The organism is Streptomyces sp. NRRL B-1140, assembly GCF_001280065.1.
GTDB lineage: Bacteria > Actinomycetota > Actinomycetes > Streptomycetales > Streptomycetaceae > Streptomyces.
In genome coordinates, this window is the sequence record NZ_LGEA01000114.1 from 1 (window position 1) to 26,859 (window position 26,859).

The following is a 26,859-nucleotide window of genomic DNA, read 5'->3' on the forward strand; positions in this document are numbered from 1 at the left end:
GGCTGGGACTGGGGTGGGGGAAGAGGTGGGGGCCACCGGAGCCACCAGTCCGGCGGCGGCGAGGCGGCGGAGTTCGACGAGCGTGTGGAAGGTGCGGCAGGCCAGGGCCGTGGCGATCTGGGCGGCGGTGCGGACTCCGTCGACCTGGGCGAGGGTCCGGCCGCGGCGGGCCGGCAGGTCGGCGGCGTCCGGGCCGGGCAGGCGGGCGAGCGGCGAGCGGTCGACGGCGGGTTCGGGCCATATGCGGTGCAGCAGTTCGCGGCGGCGTCTGGATTCGCGCAGGACGGTCTCCACCGGTACGGACCGGACCGCGCCGAGCCAGTGCGCGGCTCCGGGGCGGAAGCGGAGAGCCGGTCCGTCGTGGGCGAGGACGAAGTACGCCGCGTCGAAAAGGGCGCCCAGATGGCACAGCTCCAGCGCGCCGGCGGCGAGCTGACCGCTGTCCACCAGCTGTCGTCCGACGCGGCAGCGGCGCCCGGCCCGGTCGATCGCCTCCCACCAGCCGTCCGGGGCGAGCGCACCGCTGTGGGTGAGCAGGTCGCCGAGGTCGGGTGTGACGGCGGATTCGACGTGGACGACGTGTCCGGTCGCGAGGTAGACGATCCCCGACTCGGTGGACAGGGCACCGGTCGCCCCTTGTGCGGCGAGGGTGCGCAGCAGGGCCGAGGCGGGCTCGGCCGTGGGCGGGACCCGGGTCGGAGTGGTCATCCGAGCACCAGCCGGTCCGTCAGCTCGGCCAGCCGGATGCGGGCCAGGGCCAGGTTCCCCTCACCGCGGTCGAGCCATAAGTGCACGAACACGGTGCTGTCGAAGGTCGTCGTGACGAACCTGAGCAGGTGGTACGAGTCGGCGTTCGTGATGATCAGATCCTGTACGGGAGGTTCCTTGCCGGAGGGCCCGCCGGCGCCGCCGGGCGATGCGCCTGTGCTGTCGCCCGACGGTCGGCCGGTGCGGGCGAGAACGCCGCTCTCGGTCGCGAGGCGGGCGAGTTCGGCGGTTTCCGCAGCCGTCTCCTCCGCGTCGCCACCGGGTGCGTCACCCACCGCGCCCAGGGCGAGACCGCTGATCCAGTCGACCACCGACGCCCCTCGCGCACCTGGCAAGCGCATGGCTTCCAGCAGACTCTCGTCGATTCCGGGCACGCCGAATCCCCTCCCCCTGCACGGCCGTTCCCGCGAACGTGAGCACGACACTACGGAAAGTGGTGGGCGCAGGTGAACGCTTTGGCATTTTCCAAAGGAATGTGCAGTCGAGCGGGCAGGAGCACGAAGTGATCGATCCGAAGCGAGCAGGACCTGCGCCCATAGATGGGGAACTCGATCGCCAACGAAGCGCGGCCTTCCCCCACCCTGCCGTCAGCGCACGGAGCCGGACCCGCATTGACGCTCGTAGGCCAGGGTGCCAGCCTCGGCACTCGCGAGTCGTCCTCCGACTGAACCGATAGGGAGACCGCATGCCTTCCGACACCGCACGCCGCCGCTGCGCCGTCGTGGGACTGGGCGCCCGCGCCCGGATGTTCACCACCGCACTCGCCGGTCCCTACGCGGACCGGATCGACCTGGTGGGATTCTGCGATGTCAATCCCCACCGCATGGCCGTGCACAACGAGTGGATCGGCGCCTCGGTACCCGCCTACGGCGCTGAGGACTTCACCGAGATGCTGCGCCGCGAACGCGTCGATCTCGTCGTCGTCTGCACGGTGGACCGGACCCACGACCACTACATCGTCGAGGCCCTGGAGGCCGGCTGCGACGTGGTCACCGAGAAGCCGATGACGACGGACGCCGACCGCGCCATGCGCATCCTCGACGCACAGCGCCGCACCGGCCGTCAGGTGCGGGTCGCCTTCAACTACCGCTACAACCCGGTGCACGCCGCCGTCCGGGAGACCCTCGCGGCCGGGGAGATCGGCGAGATCGGCTCCGTGCACTTCGAATGGCTGCTCGACCTGCGGCACGGTGCCGACTACTTCCGGCGCTGGCACCGTGAGAAGGCCAACTCCGGTGGCCTGATGGTGCACAAGGCCACCCATCACTTCGACCTGGTCAACTGGTGGCTGGGCACCGAGCCCGAGACGGTGTACGCGCACGGCGGTCTGTTCTTCTACGGCGACGAGGCGGGCACGCGGCGCGGCCTGGCCCGTGACTACGCGAGGGCGCACGGCTCACCGGCGGCGGCGGACGATCCGTTCGCGGTACGGATGGCCGACTCCCCGCTGCTCTCCGCGCTGTATCTGGACGCGGAGGCCGCAGACGGCTACCACCGGGATCAGAACGTCTTCGGGCCCGGTGTGACGATCGAGGACGACATGGCGGTGCTGGTCCGCTACGCGACCGGCTCCACCCTGACCTACCACCTCACCGCCTATGCCCCGTGGGAGGGGTACCGGATCGCCTTCAACGGCAGCGAAGGCCGCCTCGAGCTGCTGGTGGAGGAGTCCACGTGGACCCGGCCGCGGGTACGGGTCCCGGGCGGGAGCGCCGTGCTGCACGGGGAGTCGGCCGGCGACACGGCGGGACGCACGGAGCTGATGCTGCGCCGGTTCTGGGAGCCGCCGCGTGAACTGAAGGTCCGGACCGAGGACGGCGGCCACGGCGGCGGGGACGTACGCATGCTCGAGGATCTCTTCGGCGTATCCGTGGCCGACCCGCTGGGCCGGGCGGCGGACGCGGTCGACGGGGCGCGCTCACTGGTGACGGGCCTCGCCGCGAACCGGTCCTTCGAGTCGGGGGGCCCGGTGCGCACCCGGGACCTGCTCGACGTGTGAGGGCTCCGGAGAGTACGACGAACCTGGCGACGCGTCAGGGAAGCGCCTGCTCCGCCCAGATGACCTTGCCTTCGGTCGTGTGCCGCGCGCCCCAGCCCTGGCACGTCTGGGCCACGAGGAGCAGGCCCCGGCCGCCCTCGTCGTAGGTGCGGGCCCGCCGCATGTGCGGGGCGGTGGTGCTACCGTCCGACACCTCACAGATGAGGGAGCGGTCGTGGATCAGCCTCAGCTCGATGGGGGGTTCGGCGTGCCGGATGGCGTTGGTGACGAGCTCGCTGACCACCAGCTCCGTGACGAACGCGCAGTCGTCGAGGCCCCATGCGGTCAGCTGCCGGCACGCGTTCTTGCGTGCCACGGCGACCGCGGAGGTGTCGGGTGGTACGTCCCAGGCGGCCACGTGGAAGGTGTCCAGGGCGCGGGTGCGGGCCACGAGCAGGGCCACGTCGTCGGCCGGCCGTTCCGGAAGCAGGGCCCGCAGCACCGCGTCGCAGGTGCCCTCGAGTGAGGCGTCGGAGGTCCGCAGTGTGCTCAGCAAGGTGTCCAAGCCGACGTCGATGTCACGGGATCCCGCCTCGACGAGTCCGTCGGTGTACAGCGCGAGCATGCTGCCTTCGGGCAGTTCTCGTTCGACTGCCTCGAAGGGCAGACCGCCCAGTCCCAAGGGGGGTCCGGCGGGTATGTCGAGGAACTCCGCCCTGCCGTCCGGTGTCAGCAGCGCCGGGACGGGATGTCCCGCGCGTGCCAGCGAGCAGCGGCGGGAGACCGGGTCGTACACGGCGTACAGGCAGGTGGCCCCGATGTCTCCCGTACCGTCGGCGTCCGCGGCCAGATGACTGACCAGGTCGTCCAGGTGGGTGAGGAGCTCGTCGGGAGGGAGGTCGACGTCGGCGAGGGTTCTGACCGCGGTCCGCAGCCGCCCCATGGTGGCCGAGGCCTGGATGCCGTGGCCGACGACGTCACCGACGACCAGGGCGACGCGGGCGCCGGACAGCGGGATGACGTCGAACCAGTCCCCGCCCACGCCGGCCTGGGCGCTTGCGGGCAGGTAGCGTGAGGCGACGTCGAGGGCGGACTGCTCGGGCAGCCGTTGCGGCAGGAGGCTGCTCTGCAGCGTCAGGGAGGTGGCGCGCTCCCGGGTGAACCGGCGGGCGTTGTCGATGCAGAGGCCGGCTCTGTCGGTGATCTCCTGGCCCAGCAGCAGGTCGTCCTGTTCGAAGGGTTCCGGATTGCGGTGGCGGGAGAAGGTGGCCACCCCCAGGGTGAGGCCGCGTGCCCGCATGGGTACGGCCAGCACGGAGTGGAAGCCGAACCGGCGCATCCGTTCCCCGCGCTCGGGGGTCTGGCGCAGCACGTGCTCCATGGCTTCGGGGGTGACCTGCTGGATCAGGGGCCGCCCGGCAGCCAGGCACTCGGCCGCCGTCGACCTGTCGGGGTAGACGGCCACGGTCCCGTTGGGGACCACGGCCTCGGGACAACCGTCGAGCACCGACTGATGGGCGACGCGGCGCAGCCGGACGGAGCCCTTGGGGGAACCGGTGGGCGGGTCGTCGCCGTCGTCGATGGACGGAAGCAGGTCGACCGTGACGAAGTCGGCGAGCCGCGGTACGGCGACGTCGGCGAGCTCCTGCGCGGTGCGGACGAGGTCGAGCGTGCTGCCGATGCGCAGGCTCGCCTCGTTCACCAGGGCCAGCCGCTGCCGGGCCTGGTGCTGTTCGGTCATGTCGTGCGCCGAGAGCAGCACCCCCTGTGCCCGGCCGTCGCCCGTGCGGACCGGGGCGAGGGAGACGGTCCACACGCTCGGGCGTTCATGGCCGGCGAGCTGGAGGGAGACTTGGAGGTCCTGCCGCTCACCGGTGTCCAGCGCTCGCCGCATGGCCTGCTCGGTGAGGTCGGCCTGCGGGTGGTGCACGATCTCCGAGACACGCAGCCCGCGCATCGCCTCCTCGGGCAGGCCGATCACCCGTTCCATGTCGGCGTTGGCCCTGACCAGCCGCAGGCCGGTGTCGTACAGCGCCGTCGTGCAGGTGGACTGGGTGAAGCTCCTCCTGAGGAAGGCGTCGTCGTCCGGGCTCACCTCCCGGCGGCTGACCGCCGTGAGCAGCAGCCATTCGCTGTGACCGTTGTCGTCGCGCCGGAGGTGGGCCAGGAGGTTCACGGTCAGGGGGTGTCCCTGGCGGTGCAGGAGCGTCGCGGCGCCGTTCCATCGGGGGAGGGTGAGCAGGGAGCTCAGGAGACCGGGCGGGGGCTCGTCCGCGAGCAGCGCGGACCCGGGCCGGCCGATCACTTCCGAGGCCTGATAGCCGAGCAGCCTGCGTGCTCCTTCGTTCCATCCCGTGACGACGCCGCGCTCGTCCACGACGGCCTTGGCGGTGAGGGTCTCGTCGTCGAGGCCCTCGGGCGGTGCCCCGCTGCCCTCGCCCGGGACGGACGCAGATCTCGCCATGGAGCCTCAACCCGCCTCACCCTCTAGGCACCCTTACTACGTGAATCCGATATGCCCCAAGAATGACAGATATCTCCTCAGCCAGGTTGAATGGCCTGTGAGCTGGTGAGCAGCGCGTGCATCACCACCGACCGGGCGCGGAGGTCGTGACCATGTCTGTCGACGGCGAGCTGATCTGGCCCGACGCGGCCGAGTGGACCGGGAAGATTCACAGCGAGGGCTGGCGCACCGCCGAGGGCGGCACCCTCCGGGTCTTCGAGCCGGCCGGCGGGGAACAACTGGCGGAGGTGGGTCTGGCCGGCGCGGCGGACGTCGAACGGGCGGGTGCCCGGGCCGCCCGGGCCGCGCCGGGGTGGGCGGCGACCACCGTGTCCGACCGGGTCGATGTACTGATGAGGGCGGATCGTGCCCTGCGTGAGCGCAGCGGAGCGGTCCGTGAGTGGATCGTCCGGGAGACCGGGGGCGTCCCGGCCAAGGGCGACTACGAGATCACGGCCGGCCTCGCTCAGCTGCGGAACGCGGTCGGGCTCGCGTCCCAGCCCCCGGGCGAGGTCCTCGTACCGCAGGTCCCCGGCGGGACGAGTCTGGCGTGGCGGGTGCCGCTGGGGGTCGTGGGGGTCATCACCCCGTGGAACGCGCCGCTGCTGTTCGCGATGCGGGCACTGGCGCCGGCGCTGGTCCTGGGCAACACCGCGCTGCTCAAGCCCGACCCTCTCACCCCGGTCTCGGGCGGTGTCCTGGTCGCGCGGCTGTTCGCCGAGGCCGGGCTGCCCGAGGGTGTGCTGCACGTCCTGCCGGGCGATGCCGCGACCGGGCGTGCGGTCGCCGCCGATCCCCATGTCGCGATGATCTCCTTCACCGGCTCGACCGAGGCGGGGCGGGAGGTGGCCCGGATCGCGGGCGAGGGGCTGAAACGCGTGTCCCTGGAGCTGGGCGGCAAGAACTCGATCGTCGTCCTGGAGGACGCGGACGTGGAGGCGGCCGCGGTGGCCGGGGCCATGAGTTCGTTCGGCTACCAGGGCCAGGCCTGTGTCGCGGCGGGACGTCATGTCGTCCACGCGGATGTCGTCGACGCGTACACCGAGGCGCTGGTCCGGCATGCGAAGGCGATGCCGGTGGGTGATCCGCGCGACGAGGGCGTGGCGCTCGGCCCGGTCATCAGCGAACGGCAGGCGGCCCGGATCGCACGGATCGTGGACCTGAGCGTGGACGCCGGAGCACGCGTGCTGACCGGAGGGATCCGTAAGGGGCTTTTCTACCCGCCCACCGTGCTGGACCGCGTCGAGCGGTCCATGCCGGCCTTCCGGGAGGAGATCTTCGGGCCGGTCGCGCCCGTCATCCCGTTCCGCCACGAGAACGAGGCCGTGGAGATCGCCAACGACACGGCGTACGGCCTGGCCGCCGCCGTTCACTCCCGGTCCGTACCGCGGGCGACCGCCCTGGCCCAGCGGTTGCGCACGGGCATGATCCACATCAACGACGTGTCGGCCAAGAACGCCGCGAACGCGCCTTTCGGCGGCATGGGGATCTCGGGCAACACCTCCCGCATCGGCGGCACCGCCAGCCTGGAGGCGTTCACACAGTGGCGCTGGATGACGGCACCCGGCCCGTCCTGACCCCACCCGGGCCAGAGCGAAACATTTCGCCATGACAATCGAATGCTGCGAGATGTATTGACGACCCGTCAGGTGCTGCTCATATCATCCAGAGCGTTCGACAGGACAGCCGTTGTTCGGCATACAGAACAGACAGTCCACCCGCCCTTTCATGGCAGCCCCCACTCCCGAGGCGGTTTCGAATGACATGGACCGGTCATCCCTTGAGTCGCCGTGCGGCCCTCGCCACGACCGGCGGCCTGGCCGCCGGCGCCCTGCTGCCTCCCGGCAGGGCGGGAGCAGCCGCGGCCGGACCGGCCGCGACCTACTCGAACCCCGTGATCTGGCAGGACTTCGCGGACATCGACATCATCCGCGTCGACAACACCTACTACTGCTCCGCCTCGACGATGCACTATTCGCCGGGCGCCCCCGTGCTGCGCTCGTACGACCTGGTGAACTGGGAGATCGCCGGCCACGCGGTGCCCGTCCTCGACTTCGGCGCCAAGTACGACCTGAACGGCGGACGTGGCTACGTCAGGGGGATCTGGGCCTCGTCCCTGGCGTACCGCCCCGCCGACCGGACGTTCTACTGGCTCGGCCAGATCGATTTCGCCCGGACCCACGTGTACACGGCCCGCTCCGCCGAGGGACCCTGGAGCAGGCACGCGACGCTCCCTCAGGTGTACTACGACGCGGGTCTGCTGGTGGACGACGACAACACCCTGTACGTGGCGTACGGCAACGGCACGATCAGCGTGGCCCAGTTGTCCGCGGACGGCCGCAGCCAGGTGCGGGCCCAGCAGGTGTTCAGCACCCCGTCGAGCATCGGCACCCTGGAGGGATCCCGCTTCTACAAGATCAACGGGAGCTACTACATCTTCCTGACCCGCCCGGCCAACGGCCAGTACATCCTGCGGTCCACCAGTGGCCCCTTCGGCCCCTACACCCTGCGGCAGGTCCTGCTCGACCTGCCCGGGCCGATCTCCGGCGGCGGCGTGCCGCACCAGGGCGGGCTGGTGCGGACCCAGAACGGTGCCTGGTACTACATGGCGTTCGTCGACGCCTACCCCGGCGGCCGCATGCCCGCCCTGGCACCCGTCACCTGGACCCCGGACGGCTGGCCGGTCGTCCAGCTCGTGAACGGCGCGTGGGGCAGGTCGTATCCCACTCCGGTCATGCCGCCACCGCCCCGGCAGGTCACTCCCCTGACCGGTGCCGACACCTTCGACGGCACGGTCCTCAAGCCCAGGTGGGAGTGGAACCACAACCCGGACAACGGCAGGTGGTCGGTGAACAACGGCCTGACCCTGCGCACCGCCACGGTCACCAACGACCTCTACTGGGCGCGCAACACCCTCACCCACCGCATCCAGGGACCCACCTCCACGGCGACGGTCCAGCTCGACCACTCCGCGATGCGGGACGGCGACCGGGCCGGGCTCGCGCTGCTGCGCGACTCCTCCGCCTGGATCGGCCTGAAACGGGACGGGGGTACGACGCGGGTGGTCATGGTCGACGGCCTGACGATGGACGGCAGCTGGAACACCACGGGCACCGGGATCGAGCGGGCGAGTGCGAACGTGCCGGGCGGTCGCCTCTGGCTGCGGGCGAACGCCGACATCCGCCCCGGAGCGTCCCGGCCCGGCACCTTCTCCTACAGCACCGACGGCGTCACCTTCACCCGGCTGGGCCCCGCCTTCGCCATGGGCAACGACTGGCGGTTCTTCATGGGCTACCGGTTCGCGCTCTTCAACCACGCCACGCAGGCGCTGGGCGGGTCGGTCCGAGTGACGCGGTTCGAACTGTCCACCCCCTGAACGGCCTGACCCGCCCTTGCCCTTCCATCGTTCGGCCTCACTGGCAGGCCTCACCAGGAGGCAGGGACGCGGCGTCTTCTGCGGACGGCAGGAGGCGCCGCGTCCGAGCGGTTCAGCGACCGGCGGGAGCAGGCATCACGAGCCGCCGCGCCGGGTGTCCCGGACCAGCCGCCAGTCCTGCGAACCGTCCGAGGCCGCGCTCTGGAGGGTCAGCGGCCCTCCCGCGGTCGCGCCGGTGAGGTACAGACCGGTGGCCTTGACCGACTGGAGCTTGTAGGAACCGTCGGCGTTCTTGACGAGGTTCCAGCTGCCCGTGGGGCTGTCGTCGACCCATTGGCCGATCCGCTGGCCGGCCGTGGCGCTGCCCGTCCAGATCGCCGCCGCGCGCCCGCCCGACTTGTTGAGCAGCGTCGTGCCGCCCTTGGGCTCGGCCACCACGTGCCAGTACTGGGTGTCCGGGTTCGCCGCGGCGCCGGCGTCCTCCAGGACCACGTCGGGAACGTTCCCGTTGCCGAGGTTCGCGTCGTTGGTCCTGTTGCCGGTGCCGATCACCTGGCCGGTCCTGCGGTTCACCAGCCGGTAGTAGGCGCCGTCCGAGTCGCCGAGGTCGACCTCGGCATAGGCGATCTGGGACGTGCCCTGGTTGTTGAGGATCGCGACGCGACCGGTGCCCTCGACGTACTGGAGATTGCGGCTGTAGCCGGGCTGCGAGGTCGTCTGGTACTCGGTCCACACGCCGTCGCTGCGTCCGCTGTCGTTGACCCAGACGTTGCCGCTGTTCGCCGCGTTGTAGACCAGGCGCCCGTCGGGCAGCCGGATGAGGACCGGGCTGCCGCCGCCGGAGAGCGGACGGGAACCGGCGGTGACGGGCAGCGAGCCGACGGACATGCCGGTCTGGGTACCGCGGAAGAAGCTCAGCGGGTCGTCGGCGATCACGTACCTGGTGTTGGCCCCGCCGCCCCAGTACTCGAAGGTCAGCATCCACTTGCCGTCGGTCGTGCGGACGACGTTGGTCATGCCCGGCCGGCCGCCGCCGATCTCCGTCTTGCCGCCTCCCATGTCCTGGACGGAACCGGCGAGGTCGACGACGGCGTCGCTCCACTTCGTGGCGCTGCCGTCCCACGTGCGGTGCGCGAGGATCTGGCCGTGCGAGTCGGTGGCGGTGCCGTTCTCGGGGTCGGGCTTCGGAGCGCCGGTCCTGGCGTCGAAGCCGAGGTAGTCGTTCTCGTCGGAGTAGTAGCAGACCAGCTTGCCCTTGTAGACCATCAGGTACGGCTCCCAGAGGGGATCGACCTGCCTGGTCTTGTTCGCGTCGGCGACGTTCCGTCCGACGGCACCCGCGCTGCCGCCCTGCCAGCCGCCCGTCGCGACGATGTTGAGGACCTTCCAGGTCCTGCCCTCGTCGGTGCTGGAGTACAGGGCGATCGCCAGGTCGCTGCGGTCGCCGTCGTTGCTCGGCGTCCAGCCGGGGTCGGCCGCCTTGTGCTCCTTGTAGTAGGCGTCGTCGCCGGACACGACGCTCGCCAGGAGCAGGGTGCCCGCCTTGAGCTTGCCGACGTTCTGCGGCAGCACGTAGAGATACGGGTTCGTCCAGTTGCTCGTGTACTTGGCGTACTTGGGGTCCTTCGAGAGGTACGCGGGTGCCTTGACCTCGGACAGGGGCTGCCAGCTCGTACCGTGGTCGTCGCTCTTGTAGACGGGCAGGGTCTGGCCGTCGGCGCTTGACGACGTGGGCACGACGGTGGACTTCTCGAACGAGGCGACCAGGCGCCCGCCGGGCAGCTGTGCCGTCTTCGGGTAGACCGCGCAGTTGCCCCGGCCCTTCAGGCACGGCTCGCTGCCGAGCTGGTAGAGGATCCCGCCCGTCGGGTTGTACGCCTGCGCGCTCGCGGCGGGTATCGCCAGCAGCGCGGAGGCCGCGGCGAACGTCCCGAGGGCTCGGACCGTTCTGCCTGTTCTGGTGGCCCCTTTCGGGGACGACCACGGTGCGGCTCGGTTCATCGGTGGTGTGCCTCCTCTATTCGGTTGCTGCGACGAAGACGCGCACGTCCCACGCGCCGAGTGAGACGGACGTGCCGGCCCGGAGCGCCCCGCCGTCCAGGACGTCGGTCAGCTCCATTGGTGCTTCGACCCGGGCGGGCTCGAAGCTCCAGTTGTGGACGACGTGGACGCGGCGGCCGTCGGCGGCCGTGCCGGTGGTGGCGGTGACGGATGCGGGGAGGTCGCGCCAGCCGCTGCGGGGCTCCGGCGCGAGCCAGCCGGCCAGCGCCCGGGCGAGGGCGCGGCCGGGCACGGTGCCGACGTGGGTGACGCGGCCGGCTCCGTGGCGGCGGGTGGTGAGCGCGGGCCAGCGTCCGAAGTGCGGGTGGTCGTACTCGGCGAGGACGTCGGCGTCGGTGACGGTCAGGCCGTCCGCCCAGTGGGTCGCCGTCGCCTCCTCCGGCACCTCCAGGGGGCTGCCGGCCGCCGCTCGCACCCGGAGGGCGCCGGTGAGGTTGCTGAACTCGTCGTACGACACCCCCGCGGCTTCGGTGAGACGTCCGGGGGCCGCCTCGTGCCGGGCCCGGGCCTCGTGGTCGGCGTAGCCGGTGCGGGGGCCGAGGACCAGGTGGCCGCCCGCGTGGGCATAGGCGGCGAGCCAGTCGAGCAGCTCGTCGTGGGCGATGTAGAGCGCCGGGACGACCAGGACCGGGTGGCGGACTACGGCCTCGTCGGGGGTCAGGCCCGCGTTCTCGCCGAGGGGGTCGTGCAGGTGGCGTGCGTGGACGATGCGCACCTGGCGGTCGGCGTCGAAGGCGCCGCGGTAGAAGGGGTCGAGGATGCGATGGTAGGCGGCCGGGTCCGGCTCGCCGGCGGCGTTCGCCAGTGGCGGGTACTTCTGCATCAGCCACTTGCTGGGCGTGGAGTAGACGACCGTGATGTCGGCGTCCGGTTCGAGGTCCGCGACGAGCGCGCCCGCCCGGTCGAACTCGGCGCCCAGCCGGGCGATCTCGGCGTACGTCCGGCCGGGCCGCCCGGTGTGCGGCAGGACTCCGCCCCAGTACGTCTCGGCGCCGAAGCGCAGGGTCTGCCACTGCCAGTACTCGATCATCCGGGCGCCGCGCGCCACGTGCGCCCAGGCCGCCTGGCGCCATTGCCCGTCGTAGCCGGGCCGGTTGTCCCAGCAGAAGCCGATGGAGTTGGCATTGGTCTCGGTGACCAGGAAGGGCTCCTGGCGGGAGGAGAACATCCAGTCCGCCGTCTGGTACATCGACCAGACGCCGGTGGTCTTCCAGACCTGCTCGTGCTCGTCGGGCGTGGGGTCGGGCAGCAGCAGGCCGTCCTGCATGTCGTAGTACGGGTTGCCGGAGGCGATGTCGAGCCGGGCGGACAGCTCGTCGTCCGCGACGCCCTGTCGGGTGTAGGAGATGCAGGTGGTGACGAACTGGCCGGGACGGGCGTACTCCCGCACGATGTCCGCCTGCCAGCCGATGAACTCGGTGACCTGGCGGGCCTGGAACTCCCGCCAGGCGACGTCGTACTGGGGCTGTTCGTTGCCGTCCGGGGTCCACAGGTCGGCCCAGGTGGACAGGCGGTGGGACCAGTAGACCAGGCCCCACTCGCGGTTGAGGGTCTCGACGTCCCCGTACTTCTCCCGCAGATGGTCCGTGAAGCGCTGGAAGACGCCGTGGTTGTGGAAGAGGTGCAGGCCCGGCTCGTTGTCCACCTGCCAGCCGATGACCGCCGGATGGTCCGCGTACCGGGCGACGATCCTGCGGATGACCCGCTCGGCGAAGAACCGGAAGGCCGGGTGGGTGAAGTCGACCTCCTGGCGGGCTCCCCAGCCGATGCGCTCGCCGGTGCGCCGCTCCCCCGTGATCTCGGGGTACTGGCGGGCCAGCCACGGCGGCACCGCGTAGGTCGGTGTGCCGAGGATGACGGAGATGCCGCGTTCGTGGGCACCGTCGAGAACCGGCTGCAGCCAGTCGAGGTCGAAGCGGCCGTTGTCGGGCTCCCACGTCGACCAGACCGACTCCCCCACCCGGATCACGGTGAAGTGCGCCTCGGCCATGAGGTCGAGGTCGGTCTTCAGCCGTTCGTCGGGCCGCAGGCCGGCGTCGTACGTGGGGGTGTACTCGTGGTAGTACGCGGCACCGAACAGAACGCGGTCTGGCAGATCCGCCATGGGAGGAACCTCCGTGAACAAGAAGGGGAGTGTGGGGGGCTGCGCGCGACCTACTGCTTGACGCTGCCCGCGGCCAGGCCGCTCTGCCAGTAGCGCTGCAGCAGCAGGAAGGCCGCGACGAGCGGCACGATCGAGATCAGGGAACCGGTGACGACGAGGGGGAGCATGTCGCTGCTGGCGCCCGCGCCGCCGTTCTGTGCCTGCTCCGCCCAGGACGACAGCCCGACCGTGATGGGGTACAGGTCCGGGTCGTTGAGCATGATCAGCGGCAGGAAGTAGTTGTTCCAGGTCGCCACGAGCGTGAAGAGCAGGACGGTCACCAGGCCGGGGGCCAGCAGGCGCAGCGCGATCCCGAAGAAGATCCGCGCCTCGCCGGCCCCGTCGATGCGGGCCGCTTCCAGGAGGCTGTCCGGGACGGCGTCGGCGGCGTAGACGCGCATCAGGTACAGGCCGAAGGGGTTGACGAGGGAAGGGAGGATGACCGCCCAGGGGGTGTTGACCAGGCCGACGCCCGCGAACAGCAGATAGGTCGGGATCGCCAGGGCGGTGGCCGGGACCATGATGGCGCCGAGGACCACGTTGAAGGCCAGACGGTCCCCGCGGAAGCGGAACTTGGCGAACCCGTACCCGGCGGCGGCCGCCAGCAACGCCGCGCCGGCCGCGCTGACTCCCGCGTACACGGCGGTGTTGAGCAGCCAGTGCGCGAAGACGCCCCCGTCCTGGGCGAAGGTGGCCCGGATGTTGGTCAGCAGCTGCGGGGCGTGCGAGAACCACAGGCCGAAGCTGTCGAACAGGTCCTGGGTGTTCTTGGTGGAGGCGACGAGCAGCCAGAGCAGCGGCAGCAGGAAGTAGGCGAGCGCCGCCAGCATGGCGATGGTCAGCGGGGTGCTGCGGCGGGGCCGGGACCGGCGACGCGCCGGTGGCGGCGGCGTGTGCTTCCGCTCGGTTCGGCGAGCGGCGGTGGTGCCCGCGGGAGTGGTCATGGTCACGGGGTCCTCCTGCGGTTCGCCGTGAGCAGGACGCCGTAGGAGGCGATGACGATGACCAGGCCGAGGAGGAAGGAGACCGTGGCCGCGTAGTTGACCTGCTGGCCGGTGAAGGCGAGGGAGTAGGCGTAGAGGTTGGCGGTGTAGGAGCTGCTGATGACGTCGGGCGCGATCTTCATCAGCAGGTTCGGTTCGTTGAAGAGCTGGAAGCTGCCGATCACGGAGAACAGCAGGGTCAGCAGGAGGGCGGGTTTCAGTGCGGGGAGTTTGATCGACCTCGCGACGCGCCAGGGGCCGGCCCCGTCCATCGCGGCGGCCTCGTACAGCTCGTGCGGGATGGTGCGCAGAGCCGCGTACAGGATGATCATGTTGTAGCCGACGAACTCCCAGGTGACGACGTTGGCGAGGCTGCCGAGCATCCACCCGTCGCTGAGGAAGTCCGGCGCCGGGACGCCGAGTTCGCGGCTCAGCTGGGCGAACGGCCCGAAGTCCGGCCCGTACAGATAGCCCCACATGAGGGCCGCGACGACGCTCGGGACGGCGTACGGCACGAAGATGCCCAGCCGGATCAGGCGCGCGAGCCGCAGCAGTCCGCTGTCCAGGGCGAGGGCGAACACCAGCGCGAGGGCCAGCATCAGCGGGACCTGGATGAGGAAGAACAGCGCCACCCGGCCGACACCGCTCAGGAGCTGGGGGTCGGTCAGGGCGGTGACGTAGTTGTCCAGGCCGACGAACACCGTTCCGCCGACGAGGCGTTCCTGGAAGAGGCTCAGGTAGGCGGCGTAGCCGAGCGGGGTGAGGAAGAGCAGCAGGAAGAGGATGAGGAACGGGGCGACGAACAGGGGGCCGGCGACGCGGCGGTGACGCGGGCCGGCTCCCTTCGGCCTGGAAACGGGGGGTGCGGTGGCGGCGGTCATGTCACGTTCCCTTGACGGTGAAGCCCTGCTTCTTGGCGTACGTGGTCAGGCGCGTCTGCCAGGCGCCGAGCGCGGCGCCCGCGTCGGACTTGTCGGCGAGGGACTTGCCGACGGTTTCGATCCAGTCGGTCGCCGCCTGGTCGTAGAAGGGCGGCCACTGGAAGGCGGGGTCGACCGTGTCGCCGATGGACGCGAAGAGCTCGTTGACCTTCTGACCGCCGTAGAAGGGGGCGGCGCCACCGGTGAAGGAGGGGTCGGTGAGCAGGGCCTTGGTGGCCGGGAAGAAGGACTGCTCGGTGGCGAAGAGCTTCGCGCTGGCCGGGTCGCTGTTGAGGAACTGGGCGAACTGCGCGGCGGCGATGGCGTTCTTGCTCGATCGCAGGACGGCCGTGGTCGAGCCGCCCCAGTTGCCGGAGGCCGGCTTGGCCGCGTCCCACTGGGGCAGCGGGGCCGCACGCCACTTGCCGGCCGTGGACTTGGCCGAGCCGGACAGGAACGCCGGTCCCCAGGCCGCGGTGAGCCAGGTGGCGTACTTGCCCTTGTTGAAGCCCGCGTACCAGCCGTCGGTGAAGTCGGGGTCGGTGCTGATGACGCCTTCCTCGGCGAGCCCGCCCCAGTACGTGCCGAGCTTCTTGGAGACCGTGTCGTCGACGCTGATGGACAGGTCGCTCTTGCCGGAGACGCCGTAGGGGTTCGCGCCCGCCTGCCACAACAGGCCGTGCCAGGCGGCGGGTTCGTTGGCCGAGAGGTTGGTCAGGTAGACGTCCGGGTCGGCCTTGTGCAGCTTGCGGGCCGCGGCGGCGAAGTCGTCCCAGGTCTCGGGGACCCGGATGCCGTGCCGGTCGAAGACGTCCTTGCGGTAGAGCATCCCCATCGGGCCGGTGTCCTGGGGTATCGCCCAGACCTCCCCCTTGGGCCCGCTGACCTGCCCCCAGGTCCAGTCGACGAACTCCCCCTTGAGGGCCGAGGCGCCGTGCGGGCCCAGGTCCAGCAGGCTGTCCGTGATCGTGAAGGTCGGGATCGCCTGGTACTCGATCTGTGCCAGGTCGGGGGCCCCGCTGCCGGCCTTGAGCGCGGTGCGCAGCTTGGTGTAGTGCTTGATCCCCTGGCCGGCGTTGACCACGTTGACCTTGATCGCGGGGTACTTCTTCTCGAAGAGGGCGACCTCGCGCTGGATGTTCGGGACCCAGGTCCAGAACGTCAGCTGCGTCGGCTTGCGCATCGCCTTGTCGATGTCGGCCCGGCTGACCGGCTTGGCCGCGGCGGACGAGCCGCCCGAGTCGCCACCGCCGCAGGCGGACAGGGCCGCGCCGAGCGTCACCGCGCCGGTGGCGGTGAGGAAGAACCGGCGGCTCGGTGCGGACGAGGGGATAGGGGTTCTGGACATGCTGGGCTCCCGCCGAGAAGGAAGAGGGAAGGCAGAGGCCGGCAGCGGCATGCCCGGGGAAGACGAGATCAGGAAAGGTGTGCACCGGTGACCGCGGGCGTCGGGGTGGCCGATCCGGTGAACGGGGCCTGCGAGGTGCGCGGCCGCTGGTGGGCCGGACGGGCGACCGCCCGTGGCGAGGCTTGTACGGGTGGTGCTTGTACGGGTGGTGGGTGCGGGACGAGGACGGTGCCGTCGGATGTCCGGTTACGTCCGGCGCCCTCACACCCCCGGGTAACGGAAACGGGACGTGGCCTCCCGGTCAGGCGGCCGGAGGGGCGTGCGCCTCGCCGGCCGGGGGCGGCACGGTATGTCGTACCGGAGCCGTGCCCGTCCTGGCCGGTGGCGGCGCGGTGGAGGAGCGGACGACGAGCTCGACGGGCTGCCCCTGTGCCGTCGGCAGCTCCGCCTCCGGGTTCTCGATGGCGTGGACGAGCAGCCGCAGGCCCTCGTCGGCCACCGCGTCGAACGGCTGGCGCACGGTCGTCAGCGGCGGACGGACGTAGGCGGCCAGCGGGATGTCGTCGAAGCCGACCACGCTGACGTCCTGGGGCACCCGCAACCCGGCCTCGGTGAGGGCGCTGATCAGGCCGACGGCCATGTCGTCATTGGCGGCGAACACGGCCGTGAGGTCCTTCCCGGCGGCCAGTTCACGCCCCGCCGCGTACCCGGAGGCGGCCGACCAGTCGCCCTCGGCGACCGGGGGCTGCGCACGGCCACGGGCCGCGAGCGCCTGCCGCCAGCCGGCCAGCCGGTCCCGGGCCGCGAACCACCGTTCGGGACCCGCGAGGTGATGGACCGTCGGGTGTCCCAGGTCCAGCAGGTGTTCGGTGGCGGCCCGGGCCAGCGCCTCGGAGTCGACCCCCGCGGCGATGGTCCGCTCCCCCGTGCGGGTGCCGGCCGGCGCCCCGAGGACGAGCACCGGAACCTCCGAGGCGAGCGGATCGGTGTCCTCGTCGATGGGCTCCGACACGACGATGCCGTCCACTCCCCGCTCCAGGAGTGACTGCACGGCGCCGCCGACGCCCCCCTGGTCGCCTTCGAGGGTGTTGACCACGCTCAACGCGTACCCGGCGTCCCGCGCCGCCCGCTCCACACCGAGGAGCAGCGAGGCGGGACCGTACAGGGCGGTACCCAGCGCCACCACGCCGATGGTCCGGGACCGCCCCGAGGCGAGGGCCCGTGCCGCGGTGTTCAGCCGGTAGCCGAGACGGTCGGCCGCCTCCAGGACGCGGCGGCGCACCTCCACCGAGACGTACCGCTCGCCGTTGAGGACCCGGGAAACCGTCTTCTGGGAGACACCCGCGGCCCTGGCCACGTCGACGCCTCGCGGCGCGGCGGGAGCACCGTCCCACCCCCTTGCTCGCGTCATGGCGTCTCCCGGTGTGCGGTGGATCGGATCGTGTGGACGGCCTCGGTCGCCCCGCCGCGTCGCCGGGTGACTGCGCTGTCATGACTGCGCAGACATATCTACGCAGTCGAGCGCGTCGCGTCAAGACTTCGTGCGAGGTCGGCTTCCTCCGCGGCCCGGGCCCTCGGGGGATTCGCCTGCTGGCGCGGACCGGGGCGGGCGGAGGCGGATGGGGCTGCGCCGGGCGTCCCGGCAGGTCGGTGGGGCTCAGGTGACCGTACTGGAGCTCAAGGGCGGGGCCCGTGAGCTCAGCGGCGTGATCGAGCGCTCGACAACGATCGGGGCCGAACCTTCACCACGCCGCCACCGGGCGTCCGGCGACCGGCTGCCGACGTCTCAGCTCAGGTCCGGCGTCACCGATGTCCCGCCCTCGTGGATCCGGCCGCCCCGCCGCCAGGGGCGTAGCTTCTCCGGGTTGCGAACGGCCCAGATCCCCCTCACGCGCCCCGCGCGGACATCGAAGGAGGCCACGGTCATGACGACGCCGCCCCGCTGGGCTACGAGGCCCGGGCTGCCGTTGACCGACCGCTCCAGGAGTTCGAGTCCGGGCGCCTTGTCCGCGATGGCCACCATGTACTGGGCGATGCGTGTGCCGCCCTCGACCGGGCGCCGCGCGGCCCCGGCCATGCCGCCGCCGTCGGCGGTCATCACGGCGGCCGGGTCCAGGAGACGGACCAGGGCGGCGATGTCCTTGCTCTCCCAGGCTTCCTTGACGTGCCGCACCACCTCGGCCTGGTCGGCCGCCCTCTCCCGGAAGCGCGCCGCGCTCACCCGCCGCCGGGCGGAGGCGGCAAGTTGTTTGCAGGCCGCGGGAGTCCGGCCGAGAACCTCGGCGATCTCGGCGAACGGGTACCGGAAGACGTCGTGCAGGACGAACGCCACCCGCTCGGCGGGCGTCATCGACTCCAGGACGACGAGGAAGGCCACGGTCACCGATTCGTCCAGGACGATCTGGTCGGCGGGATCCGCGGGACCGGTACGGCCGGAGCCGCCCACGGGGCCCCACTCGGCGCGGTCGGGCAGCGGCTCGGGCAGCCACGCGCCGACATAGCGTTCACGGCGGGCCCGGGCCGAGCCGAGCAGATCCAGGCAGATGCGGCTGGTCACCGTCGTCAGCCAGGCGCCGGGAGAGAGGATCTCCTCCCGTCGGCTGCGCGGCAGCGCGTACCAGCGTGCGTAGGCGTCCTGCACGGCGTCCTCGGCCTCGGTGACCGAGCCGAGCAACCGGTAGGCGACATTGATCAATTGGCGTTGCTCGCCGGCCATCTCATCCGTGCCGGTCCCGGCCGTCCCCATATGTCGGCGTCCCCCCGCCTTACCTTTCGCGCCCCCGCGTCGTCGGTCTTTCGAGACCTTATCGATCTCCCGCCCGACGGCGGAAGAGAGGACTGCGACATGGCCACTCAGGTGACGGCGGCGACGCGGCGTGGTGCGGCGTTCCTGCAGATCGCGATCACCCTGCAGACACTGACGATCTTCCTCCAGGCGGTGTCCGCCGGACTGCTGCTGACCTCGTCCTACGGAGAGATGCTGCACGGCGTCGGGGCGCGCGTGATGTACGGGGCGTCCATGCTGTACGTGCTCGCGGCGGTGCTGGCGTGGAAGCCGGGCGGGGGCTCGCCCCGGCCGATCTGGTACGCCTCGGGTTTCCTGGCGCTCGCCTCGCTGCAGGTCGTGCTCGGCATCGCGCACGTCCCCTCACTCCATCTCCCCCTGGGCGTGCTGATGTTCGGCCTGAGCGTGTTGGTGCTGGCCCCGGCGGTGAGAGCCGGCAGGGGGGCCGCCGGAGCGAGGTAGACCCGGGCCGTTCCAGCGCCGCCGTGCGTTGAGTGATCGTCAGCGGACTACCCGCACGCGGCTCGTCTGCCACTGCATAACCGTGACCTCGTCAAGCCTGTTGACCGGTGGGCGTGGCGCCGTTCTCTGTCAGCGTGAGGAGAAAGTCCACGAAGTGGTCTGCCATGGGCTCTCGTAGAAGTGGTTCCAGGAAGAGGAACTGGCCCTGGGGGTTTACTTCGAGCCACACCGGTTCCCCATCCGGAGTGAGCTTGAGATCTATGATGCCCATGCGGAGACCCAGTTGACGCAACACCGCCGTCACCCGCTGCGCCACATCCTGCGGCACACGCCACTTGGAGATGGTGGAAGCACCGAGGTTCGGACGCCAGTCGAGAGCGTCCGTCTCAATGAGTGCGGCGACCATTCGCTTGCCGAAGCAATTCAGCCTTATGTGGCGACGGCCTTCAATGTACTCCTGATAAGCGGCGGGGCACGCGTCGAACGACTCTGCCGGGATGGTTTCCGGGTCGTTGATGAACTGCGTGAACATCATCGGCCCCCGGGCTCCCACGACCGGTTTGACAATGGTCCGACCGACTTTCCGGGTGAACGCCACGACGTCGGTACGCGATTGCGAGACGAGTGTCTGTGGAACTCGGAAGCCCATCCGTTTCGCTACTGCCAGTTGGTAGAGTTTGTCCGCAGCGCGATCGGTCGCGTCGGGAGGTGAAACCCATTGCCCCCGGAACTCTGCGGCGAGGACCCCGGCGAGCGCTCCACGGCAGTCGTTGTTCACGAGGCTGCGTTCGTGCTCGCCTGATGCGTGGTCTACGGCCTCTTGATCGGCTCGTACCCGCCGCCACCAGAGCAGTGACGCCTCGTTGACGGGGAGCGCGATACCTTCTGACGTCCGCACGGTGGCGGGAGCGTCTCCATGCGAGCGCCAAGTGATGCCGCGTCGACCGCTTATCCTGTCGCACTCCACGATGTGGAAGTCCTGATATCCACGGCGGCGTGCCGCATGCTGGATGGCGAGGGCGTGGAATTCGTTGTGTATTGAAATGGTGAGGATCACGTCACTGCATAGCACAGTCGTCGCTGATGCATTTCTGGTGTCCCTCCGACCCGGACTCGCTTGCGATGCCCGCGAGATTGTCTGCGACGATCTCAACCCCCGTGGTCATACGGACCGCTGCTTCCCAGGCGCGCAACTCTTCAGGAGTATTCATCGGCACGAACGAGGTGGGTTGAACCATCAGCACCACAGGGGGCGGCATCTTGACAAATCCGTCCGCGCTCTCGTCCAGGGGCTTGCCGAGCAGGAATTCATCCATCGCTCTCACCTCGGAAAAGTGAGCCAACTTGCACTTCTGGCTCTTCCATGATGCTACGGCAGGGCTGCCGACGCACGCCGGAAAAGCCTCGCCAAGACGGTGTCCCATGTGGTGAGGCAGACGAGGCGCTTGTAGCAACTCACCCACCTCACCGACCGCCGCCCCACCCCGGTCAATCAGACCCTGCACCATTGCGAGAGTTGTTCGACCTCTCAACTCGTCAGCAGCAGCCTCGTTGGTTCCCCATCCTTGCCTCACTCGACCTGCCTCACGCCCATCCCTGATGTGGTGGGCGATTCTCGCTTGCGGCCGGTGCTCAGCGTGCGCCTCCGATGGACGATCTGCAGCGCTCGGCCGACGTGTTGGCACGGCAGCCGCTCGCGCAGCCCACGCACAGTCCATGATCCTGGCGTGGAAGACGACTCGTCGCACCCTACGACCAGACACATCCGCCACGTCGGGTGGAACAATCGGCCCTACGAGTCCGAACCGAGGAAGTCGGTCATCACGCCGTGGAACGACCAGCCGTCCCTTTTCCTCCTTCGCCGTGGCACCTCACCGGTGACATGATCGTCTCGCTGTGGCGCGTCCCCGTCGACGAGCTGCCGCCCTGGCCACTGCCGTCGGGGGTTCGGCCGTTGACCGTGCGGCGGCGCGCCACCCTGGTCGGCTTCTGGGTCGACTACCGGCCCGGCGGCGTCCTCACCTACCGCGAGTTCCTCATCGCCCTGGTGGCGCGCCACGGGCACGGCCTCACCGCCACGACCGTGGCCGCCTGGGTCGACGACGAACAGTCCCTCGCCGGGGGACGGGCCCTGTGGGGCATCCCGAAAGAGCGCGCCGCGATCACGCTCCGCCTGAACGGCCGGAGCGCCCGGGGCGAGCTGACCGCCCCGGGGTCTCCGGCTCTCCGCCTCACGTACCGCGACATGCTGCGGCTGCCCTGCAGGCTGCCCGGCCGCGCCCACTTGGTGCAGCAGCTGTCCGACGGTACGCGGTGCCGCGTCCCCCTGCGCATCAGTGGGCGGCCGGCCCTCGGCCGCGGCCGGGTCACGACCGGGCCCGGCGGGGCCCTGCCCGACGATGTCCTGTCCGCCCTCGGCCGGCATCGGCCGCCCCTCTCCCTCGCGCTCCGCGACTTCCGCAGCGTCGTGGGCAGCTGAGCCGCGCGGGTCCTCGCCCGGTCCCCCGCTGCGGCTCCAGCCGTTCAGCAGCAGCGGCTGTGGCTGCGGGCCTCTTGGTGCCGGAGGCGCAGCACCTGGTACTCGCGACGGGTCGGGACCGGGGCCGACGGGTGGTGGCGCCGGTGCCGCTCGCAGTGACGGTCGTACTCGGCCTCGCCGGTCAGCTCGCGCAGATACCAGCGCACGGCCCGCGCCCAGTTCGGGATCCTCACGAGCGGGCTCCGACTCCGGATTCGGCTCCGGCTCCTGCTCCGGCTGCCGATCCCGCTCCCGCTCCGGCCCGGGGCTCGGCCAAGCTGCCCGCTGCGTCGATGCGGGACTCGACGTACGGCGCCTCGGTGGTCGGCAGCGGCGACGCGGACCGCATCGCGCGGACGCAGACCACCGCCGCGTTGCCGATCACCACGGCGACCAGGAGCAGGAAGAGGGCGATGAGGACGCCGTCGACGGTGGAGTTCGTGATCACGGTGTGCATGTCGGCCGTCGACTTGGCGGGGGCGAGGATTTGCCCGGCGTCCAGTGCGTCGGCGTAGTGCGCCCGTTGGGCGAAGAAGCCGATCTTCGGGTCGGCGGAGAAGAGCTTCTGCCAGCCGGCGGTGAAGGTGATCGCGGTGACCCAGGCCAGGGGGACGCCGGTGACCCAGGCCCAGCGAAGACGCCCGGACTTGATCAGGACCGTGGTGCAGACGGCGAGGGCGATGGCCGCGAGCAGTTGGTTGGCGATCCCGAAGAGGGGGAACAGCTGGTTGATTCCGCCGAGCGGGTCGGTCGCGCCGGTGTGGAGGAAGTAGCCCCAGGCTGCGACGACCAGGGCGCTGCACAGCCAGATGCCGGGCTTCCAGTTGACCCGGCCGAGCGGCTTGAAGACATTGCCGAGCATGTCCTGGAGCATGAAGCGGCCGACCCGGGTCCCGGCGTCCACGGTGGTCAGGATGAACAGTGCCTCGAACATGATCGCGAAGTGGTACCAGAAGGCCTTCATGGCGGACCCGCCGAAGACTCCGGAGAAGATCTCCGACATGCCGACCGCGAGGGTCGGTGCCCCGCCGGAGCGGGCGATCAGGGTCTGTTCCTCGACGGCCTTCGCCGCCTGGGTGAGCTGGTCGGGGGTGATGGTGAAGCCGAGGCCCGCCACCGCGTGGGAAGCGGACTCGGCCGTCGCGCCGAGCAGGCCCGCCGGTGCGTTCATCGCGTAGTAGAGACCCGGCTCCAGGGTCGCCGCGGCGATCAGCGCCATGATCGCCACGAACGACTCCATCAGCATCGCGCCGTAGCCGATGAGCCGGACCTGCGACTCCTTCTGGATCAGCTTCGGGGTCGTTCCGGAGGAGACCAGGGCGTGAAAGCCGGACAGCGCGCCACAGGCGATCGTGATGAAGAGAAAGGGGAAGAGCGATCCGGCGAAGACCGGCCCGGCGCCCGAGGCAGCGAAGTCGCTCACCGCGTCCGCCCTGAGCACCGGCGCGGCCACGACCACACCGACCGCGAGCAGCGCGATCGTGCCGATCTTCATGAAGGTGGAGAGGTAGTCGCGCGGAGCCAGCAGCATCCACACCGGCAGCACGGAGGCGACGAAGCCGTAGCCGATCAGGCAGAGGACGAGGGTGGTGGGGCCGAGGGTGAAGGTGCCGGCCAGGGAGGAGTTCTGCACCCAGCTGCCGCCGACGATGGCGAGGAGGAGCAGGGCGACGCCGATGAGGCTGGTCTCGACGACCCTGCCGGGGCGGACGCGGTGCATCCAGAAGCCCATGAAGAGAGCGATGGGGATGGTCATCGCGACGGAGAAGGTGCCCCACGGCGAGTGGGCCAGCGCGTTCACGACCACCAGGGCGAGCACACCCAGCAAAATGATCATGATGGCGAACACCGCGACCAGAGCGGCGGCTCCGCCCACCCGGCCGATCTCCTCGCGGGCCATCTGCCCGAGCGACTTGCCGTCCCGGCGCATCGACAGGAACAGCACCACCATGTCCTGCACCGCCCCGGCGAAGATCACCCCGGCGACGATCCACAGGGTGCCCGGCAGGTAGCCCATCTGCGCCGCGAGGACCGGCCCCACCAGCGGTCCGGCGCCGGCGATGGCGGCGAAGTGGTGGCCGAGCAGCACCCGGCGGTCGGTCGGCTGGAAGTCGACGCCGTCCTCCAGGCGTTCGGCGGGCGTGGCCCGGCGGTCGTCCGGCCGGAGCACCCGGCGTGCGACGAACCGCGCGTAGAAGCGGTAGGCGATGGCGTAGGAGCCGAGCGCGGCGACCACCAGCCAGACCGCGGAGATCCTCTCGCCCCGGGCCAGCGCGAGCACACCCCAGGCGACGGCGCCGAGCAGGCCCACGACGGTCCACAACAGGACGGATCGGGGTGACATACGCGACTTTCCGGGCCTCGGCAGATCGGTTTCGGGCAGGGTGGACGCAGGCATGGCGGCTCCTCACCAGGGCGGTGCGAGGCACCTCGTGACACGAGGTGCCGGGGGATCGGCGAAGCGGCGGCTCTCCCGCTCGCTGTCGGTCTGTGCAAGAGTTGCCCACCCCCCGGAACCGGTTGACAGCGAATTTCCAGAGGATTTCCCGCCGGTTCCGTGTCCTCCGATCGGGGCCGTCGCGCAACTCCCCCGTGAGGATCAGGCACACCAAGGACGGTGACCCATGGCCGACGGCACCATGACCGCGACGTTCCTCGCCGTGATCGGCGGAGCGTCGCTGCTCGCCGTCACCGCGCGGCGCCTGCGTCCCAGCGACCGGCTGCCGTCCCTGGAGGGCTGGGCGCTGGCCGACCGCAGCCTGGGCCCGGTGTGGACCTGGTTCCTGCTGGGCGGCACGATCTTCACCGCGTACACCTTCACCGCCGTACCGGGGCTGGCGTACGGCAACGGCGCGGCGGCCTTCTTCGCCGTGCCGTACACGGTGATCGTCTGTCCCCTCGCCTTCGTGCTGCTCAGCCGGCTGTGGACCGTGGCACGCGCCCACGGCTACATCACCGTCGCCGACTTCGTGCGCGGGCGGTACGGGTCACCGCCCCTCGCGCTGGTCGTCGCGCTGACCGGGATCCTCGCGACCATGCCCTACCTCGCCCTCCAGCTGCTCGGGATACGAGCCGTGCTGACGGCCGGCGGGGTGTATCCGCGCGGCGCGGCCGGGGACCTGGTGATGGTGGCGCTGTTCGCCGGTCTCGCCGTGGCCACCTACCGGCACGGGCTGCGCGCACCCACGGTCATCTCGGCACTCAAGGCGGTGGCCGTCTTCGTGTCACTGACCGCGGTCACCTGGCTGGTCCTGGAGCGGCTCGGCGGGCCGGGCGCCGTCTTCGACGGAGCGGCCCGGCGGCTCGGCGGCCGGGCGCTGGCCCTGACCCCGGCCCAGCAGCCCGCCTACGCCACCCTCGCGCTCGGCTCCGCGCTCGCCCTGATGATGTACCCGCACGTGCTGACGGCGGGCTTCGCCGCCGACGGGCCGCGCACCCTGCGCAAGGTCTCCGTGGCGCTGCCCGCCTGGACGGGCCTGCTCGCGCTCTTCGGCGTGCTGGGTTTCGCGGCGCTGGCGGCCGGGGTGCGGGCACCGGAGGGCGGCGCCGAGGCGGCCGTGCCGATGCTCGTCGACCGGCTGATGCCGGGACCACTGGCCGGGCTGGTCTTCGGCGCGATCACCGTCGGGGCGCTCGTCCCGGCGGCGGTGATGTCGATCGCGGCGGCCACCGGTTTCGTACGCAATGTGTACGTCGAGTACGTGCACCCCACGGCCACACCCAAACGGCAGGTGCGCATCGCCAAGGCCGTGTCGCTCATCGCGAAGGCGGGGGCGGTCGCGTTCGTCATCGGACTGCGCGACCAGGACGCGATCAATCTCCAGCTGCTCGGCGGGGTCTGGATCCTGCAGATCTTCCCCGCCGTCGCCGTCGGCCTGTACACCGCGCGACTGCATCCGCGGGCGCTGCTCGCCGGGTGGGGCGTGGGCATGGCGAGCGGGACCTTCCTCGTCGTGCGCGAGGGGTTCTCCTCCATCGTGGGCCTCGGTTCCGGGCCGCTGCAGATCTACGCCGGCCTCGCCGCGCTCGTGCTCAACCTGATCGTCGCGGTGACCGGCACCGCCGTACTCGAACGTCTCGGCGTCCCGCGGGGCGCCGATCTGACCGACCTGCCGTCCCGCCTGAGCACCGGGCGGCGTCCGGAGACGGGAGCCCACCAGCAGTGAGACACAGACATCCGATACCGGTGCCGGAACCCGGCGTCGAGACGCTGGCGCCCGCGCCCGCCGACCCCGCGGAACTGGAACGCGAGGCCGGACTGGCCGGGCTCTTCGAGCTGCACTACGCCTCGATGCTGCGCCTGGCCGTGCTGCTGGGCGCGGACGACCCGGAGAACGTGGTGGCCGAGGCGTACTACCAGATCTACCGGAAGTGGCGGCGTCTGAGGGACACCGAGGCGGCGGAGGCGTACCTGCGCTCCACGGTGTGCAATCTGACCCGGATGCGCATCCGGCACCTCCAGGTCGCCCGCAAGCACGTGGAGAGCCCGCCCGAGGAGACCGTCGTCTCCGCCGAGAGCGCGGCGCTGCTCCGCGACGACCAGCGCGTGCTGATCGACGCGCTGCAGCAGCTGCCGGCCCGGCAGCGCGAGGCGCTCGTGCTGCGGCACTGGCTCGGGCTGAAGGAGGGCGAGATCGCGGCCGCGATGGGCATCTCCCCGGGTTCGGTCAAGACGCACACCGCACGCGGCCTCGCCGCGCTGACCCAGGCGATGGAGGCCCGGCGATGAACCACACCGAACCGGACCGCACGGAGCAGGAGCTCGCCGAGGCCCTGGCCGCCCTGGCCGGCGGGGTGCGGGCCGCTCCCGACGCCTATCGCACGGCACGCGGCGCATGGCTGCGTCGCGAACGCCGCCGCCGGCTCGTTCTCGCCGTGCTCATCACCGTCGTGTTCGCGCTGGCCACATTGATCGGTCTGTGGGTGCTGAACGCGGCGCCGTCCTCCGCGGGGGTGATCTTCTCGGGCCTTGGGGGCACGCAGAGCGGCGCACCGTAGACGGCTGGTCGGCCAC

The 26,859-nt window shown here is 70.9% G+C and carries 22 protein-coding genes; 8 read left to right on the forward strand and 14 right to left on the reverse strand.

Annotation, left to right across the window (positions count from 1 at the left end; all coding sequences use genetic code 11):
• Window positions 1-708, reverse strand: a 708-nt coding sequence (locus ADK65_RS26095) for a hypothetical protein (protein ID WP_053673224.1), incomplete at its 3' end; no start/stop codon positions are given.
• Window positions 705-1,142, reverse strand: coding sequence for a hypothetical protein (locus tag ADK65_RS26100; protein WP_053673226.1), 438 nt, complete (start codon window positions 1,140-1,142; stop codon window positions 705-707). The genes ADK65_RS26100 and ADK65_RS26095, both read right to left, overlap by 4 nt.
• Before the next feature lie 311 nt (window positions 1,143-1,453).
• Between ADK65_RS26100 and ADK65_RS26105 the strand changes: the two genes are divergently transcribed.
• Window positions 1,454-2,767 carry a Gfo/Idh/MocA family protein gene (locus ADK65_RS26105; RefSeq protein ID WP_053673228.1) on the forward strand — a complete coding sequence of 438 codons (1,314 nt, stop codon included), beginning with the start codon at window positions 1,454-1,456 and terminating at the stop codon, window positions 2,765-2,767.
• 34 nt (window positions 2,768-2,801) lie between these two features.
• On the opposite strand, the gene ADK65_RS26110 is transcribed toward ADK65_RS26105, so the two are convergent.
• A complete protein-coding gene (locus ADK65_RS26110; protein WP_053673230.1) occupies window positions 2,802-5,210 on the reverse strand; it encodes a SpoIIE family protein phosphatase in 2,409 nt (802 codons plus the stop codon).
• Window positions 5,211-5,362: 152 nt separating this feature from the next.
• On the opposite strand from ADK65_RS26110, the gene ADK65_RS26115 reads away from it, so the two are divergent.
• Both ADK65_RS26115 and ADK65_RS26120 read left to right on the forward strand, forming a co-directional pair.
• Entirely contained in the window at window positions 5,363-6,826 is a 1,464-nt protein-coding gene (locus tag ADK65_RS26115; RefSeq protein WP_053673746.1) for an aldehyde dehydrogenase family protein, read from the forward strand.
• 182 nt (window positions 6,827-7,008) lie between these two features.
• The gene (locus tag ADK65_RS26120; protein WP_053673233.1) at window positions 7,009-8,625 is read left to right on the forward strand and encodes a glycoside hydrolase 43 family protein; all 1,617 of its coding nucleotides are present in this window, start codon (window positions 7,009-7,011) and stop codon (window positions 8,623-8,625) included.
• A 135-nt stretch (window positions 8,626-8,760) separates the two neighbouring features.
• On the opposite strand, the gene ADK65_RS26125 is transcribed toward ADK65_RS26120, so the two are convergent.
• The 7 genes from ADK65_RS26125 to sigJ form a co-directional block, all read right to left on the reverse strand.
• Window positions 8,761-10,626: an RICIN domain-containing protein gene (locus ADK65_RS26125; protein ID WP_053673235.1), complete on the reverse strand. Its 1,866-nt coding sequence runs from the start codon at window positions 10,624-10,626 to the stop codon at window positions 8,761-8,763.
• A gap of 16 nt (window positions 10,627-10,642) precedes the next feature.
• Complete coding sequence (locus ADK65_RS26130) at window positions 10,643-12,790, reverse strand: beta-galactosidase (protein WP_053673238.1); 2,148 nt, start codon at window positions 12,788-12,790, stop codon at window positions 10,643-10,645.
• A 50-nt stretch (window positions 12,791-12,840) separates the two neighbouring features.
• Entirely contained in the window at window positions 12,841-13,773 is a 933-nt protein-coding gene (locus tag ADK65_RS26135; protein ID WP_053673239.1) for a carbohydrate ABC transporter permease, read from the reverse strand.
• 2 nt (window positions 13,774-13,775) lie between these two features.
• Window positions 13,776-14,693, reverse strand: coding sequence for a carbohydrate ABC transporter permease (locus ADK65_RS26140; protein ID WP_053673240.1), 918 nt, complete (start codon window positions 14,691-14,693; stop codon window positions 13,776-13,778).
• 1 nt (window position 14,694) lies between these two features.
• A complete protein-coding gene (locus ADK65_RS26145; RefSeq protein WP_053673242.1) occupies window positions 14,695-16,080 on the reverse strand; it encodes an ABC transporter substrate-binding protein in 1,386 nt (461 codons plus the stop codon).
• A 301-nt stretch (window positions 16,081-16,381) separates the two neighbouring features.
• Complete coding sequence (locus ADK65_RS26150; RefSeq protein WP_053673244.1) at window positions 16,382-17,491, reverse strand: LacI family DNA-binding transcriptional regulator; 1,110 nt, start codon at window positions 17,489-17,491, stop codon at window positions 16,382-16,384.
• A gap of 375 nt (window positions 17,492-17,866) precedes the next feature.
• Window positions 17,867-18,826: an RNA polymerase sigma factor SigJ gene (gene sigJ / locus ADK65_RS26155; RefSeq protein WP_053673247.1), complete on the reverse strand. Its 960-nt coding sequence runs from the start codon at window positions 18,824-18,826 to the stop codon at window positions 17,867-17,869.
• Between the two features lie 99 nt (window positions 18,827-18,925).
• Between sigJ and ADK65_RS26160 the strand changes: the two genes are divergently transcribed.
• Window positions 18,926-19,327, forward strand: coding sequence for a hypothetical protein (locus ADK65_RS26160; protein ID WP_053673248.1), 402 nt, complete (start codon window positions 18,926-18,928; stop codon window positions 19,325-19,327).
• A gap of 91 nt (window positions 19,328-19,418) precedes the next feature.
• On the opposite strand, the gene ADK65_RS26165 is transcribed toward ADK65_RS26160, so the two are convergent.
• On the reverse strand, window positions 19,419-20,384 hold the full coding sequence (locus ADK65_RS26165) for an ATP-grasp domain-containing protein (RefSeq protein ID WP_053673250.1): 966 nt from the start codon (window positions 20,382-20,384) through the stop codon (window positions 19,419-19,421).
• 1 nt (window position 20,385) lies between these two features.
• Complete coding sequence (locus ADK65_RS26170; protein WP_053673252.1) at window positions 20,386-20,643, reverse strand: hypothetical protein; 258 nt, start codon at window positions 20,641-20,643, stop codon at window positions 20,386-20,388.
• Between the two features lie 566 nt (window positions 20,644-21,209).
• Here ADK65_RS26170 and ADK65_RS26175 point away from each other — a divergent pair.
• The gene (locus ADK65_RS26175; RefSeq protein ID WP_053673255.1) at window positions 21,210-21,806 is read left to right on the forward strand and encodes an acetoacetate decarboxylase family protein; all 597 of its coding nucleotides are present in this window, start codon (window positions 21,210-21,212) and stop codon (window positions 21,804-21,806) included.
• A 44-nt stretch (window positions 21,807-21,850) separates the two neighbouring features.
• Here ADK65_RS26175 and ADK65_RS26180 read toward each other — a convergent pair whose 3' ends face one another.
• Together ADK65_RS26180 and ADK65_RS26185 are read right to left on the reverse strand one after the other, a co-directional pair.
• Window positions 21,851-22,039 carry a YbdD/YjiX family protein gene (locus ADK65_RS26180; RefSeq protein WP_053673256.1) on the reverse strand — a complete coding sequence of 63 codons (189 nt, stop codon included), beginning with the start codon at window positions 22,037-22,039 and terminating at the stop codon, window positions 21,851-21,853.
• Entirely contained in the window at window positions 22,036-24,243 is a 2,208-nt protein-coding gene (locus tag ADK65_RS26185) for a carbon starvation CstA family protein (protein WP_053673259.1), read from the reverse strand. Before ADK65_RS26185 ends, ADK65_RS26180 begins: the two co-directional genes overlap by 4 nt.
• Before the next feature lie 226 nt (window positions 24,244-24,469).
• Here ADK65_RS26185 and ADK65_RS26190 point away from each other — a divergent pair, with 226 nt between their 5' ends.
• From ADK65_RS26190 to ADK65_RS26200, 3 genes are read left to right on the forward strand one after another with little or no spacing between them, the layout of a single operon-like run.
• Window positions 24,470-26,011: a sodium:solute symporter family protein gene (locus ADK65_RS26190; protein ID WP_053673261.1), complete on the forward strand. Its 1,542-nt coding sequence runs from the start codon at window positions 24,470-24,472 to the stop codon at window positions 26,009-26,011.
• A 14-nt stretch (window positions 26,012-26,025) separates the two neighbouring features.
• Complete coding sequence (locus ADK65_RS26195; protein WP_199825714.1) at window positions 26,026-26,574, forward strand: SigE family RNA polymerase sigma factor; 549 nt, start codon at window positions 26,026-26,028, stop codon at window positions 26,572-26,574.
• Complete coding sequence (locus ADK65_RS26200; RefSeq protein WP_053673265.1) at window positions 26,571-26,843, forward strand: hypothetical protein; 273 nt, start codon at window positions 26,571-26,573, stop codon at window positions 26,841-26,843. Before ADK65_RS26195 ends, ADK65_RS26200 begins: the two co-directional genes overlap by 4 nt.
• Window positions 26,844-26,859: the final 16 nt, after the last annotated feature.

Bases quoted from the DNA above. Each gene is read 5' to 3' on its own strand.
- ADK65_RS26160 (WP_053673248.1), top strand. From the start codon at position 18,926: ATGGCCACTCAGGTGACGGCGGCGACGCGGCGTGGTGCGGCGTTCCTG.
- ADK65_RS26105 (WP_053673228.1), top strand. From the start codon at position 1,454: ATGCCTTCCGACACCGCACGCCGCCGCTGCGCCGTCGTGGGACTGGGC.
- ADK65_RS26125 (WP_053673235.1), bottom strand. From the start codon at position 10,626: ATGAACCGAGCCGCACCGTGGTCGTCCCCGAAAGGGGCCACCAGAACA.
- ADK65_RS26190 (WP_053673261.1), top strand. From the start codon at position 24,470: ATGGCCGACGGCACCATGACCGCGACGTTCCTCGCCGTGATCGGCGGA.
- ADK65_RS26115 (WP_053673746.1), top strand. From the start codon at position 5,363: ATGTCTGTCGACGGCGAGCTGATCTGGCCCGACGCGGCCGAGTGGACC.
- sigJ (WP_053673247.1), bottom strand. From the start codon at position 18,826: ATGGGGACGGCCGGGACCGGCACGGATGAGATGGCCGGCGAGCAACGC.
- ADK65_RS26140 (WP_053673240.1), bottom strand. From the start codon at position 14,693: ATGACCGCCGCCACCGCACCCCCCGTTTCCAGGCCGAAGGGAGCCGGC.
- ADK65_RS26130 (WP_053673238.1), bottom strand. From the start codon at position 12,790: ATGGCGGATCTGCCAGACCGCGTTCTGTTCGGTGCCGCGTACTACCAC.
- ADK65_RS26175 (WP_053673255.1), top strand. From the start codon at position 21,210: ATGATCGTCTCGCTGTGGCGCGTCCCCGTCGACGAGCTGCCGCCCTGG.
- ADK65_RS26200 (WP_053673265.1), top strand. From the start codon at position 26,571: ATGAACCACACCGAACCGGACCGCACGGAGCAGGAGCTCGCCGAGGCC.
- ADK65_RS26110 (WP_053673230.1), bottom strand. From the start codon at position 5,210: ATGGCGAGATCTGCGTCCGTCCCGGGCGAGGGCAGCGGGGCACCGCCC.
- ADK65_RS26185 (WP_053673259.1), bottom strand. From the start codon at position 24,243: ATGCCTGCGTCCACCCTGCCCGAAACCGATCTGCCGAGGCCCGGAAAG.
- ADK65_RS26145 (WP_053673242.1), bottom strand. From the start codon at position 16,080: ATGTCCAGAACCCCTATCCCCTCGTCCGCACCGAGCCGCCGGTTCTTC.
- ADK65_RS26120 (WP_053673233.1), top strand. From the start codon at position 7,009: ATGACATGGACCGGTCATCCCTTGAGTCGCCGTGCGGCCCTCGCCACG.
- ADK65_RS26150 (WP_053673244.1), bottom strand. From the start codon at position 17,491: ATGACGCGAGCAAGGGGGTGGGACGGTGCTCCCGCCGCGCCGCGAGGC.
- ADK65_RS26170 (WP_053673252.1), bottom strand. From the start codon at position 20,643: ATGGATGAATTCCTGCTCGGCAAGCCCCTGGACGAGAGCGCGGACGGA.
- ADK65_RS26135 (WP_053673239.1), bottom strand. From the start codon at position 13,773: ATGACCACTCCCGCGGGCACCACCGCCGCTCGCCGAACCGAGCGGAAG.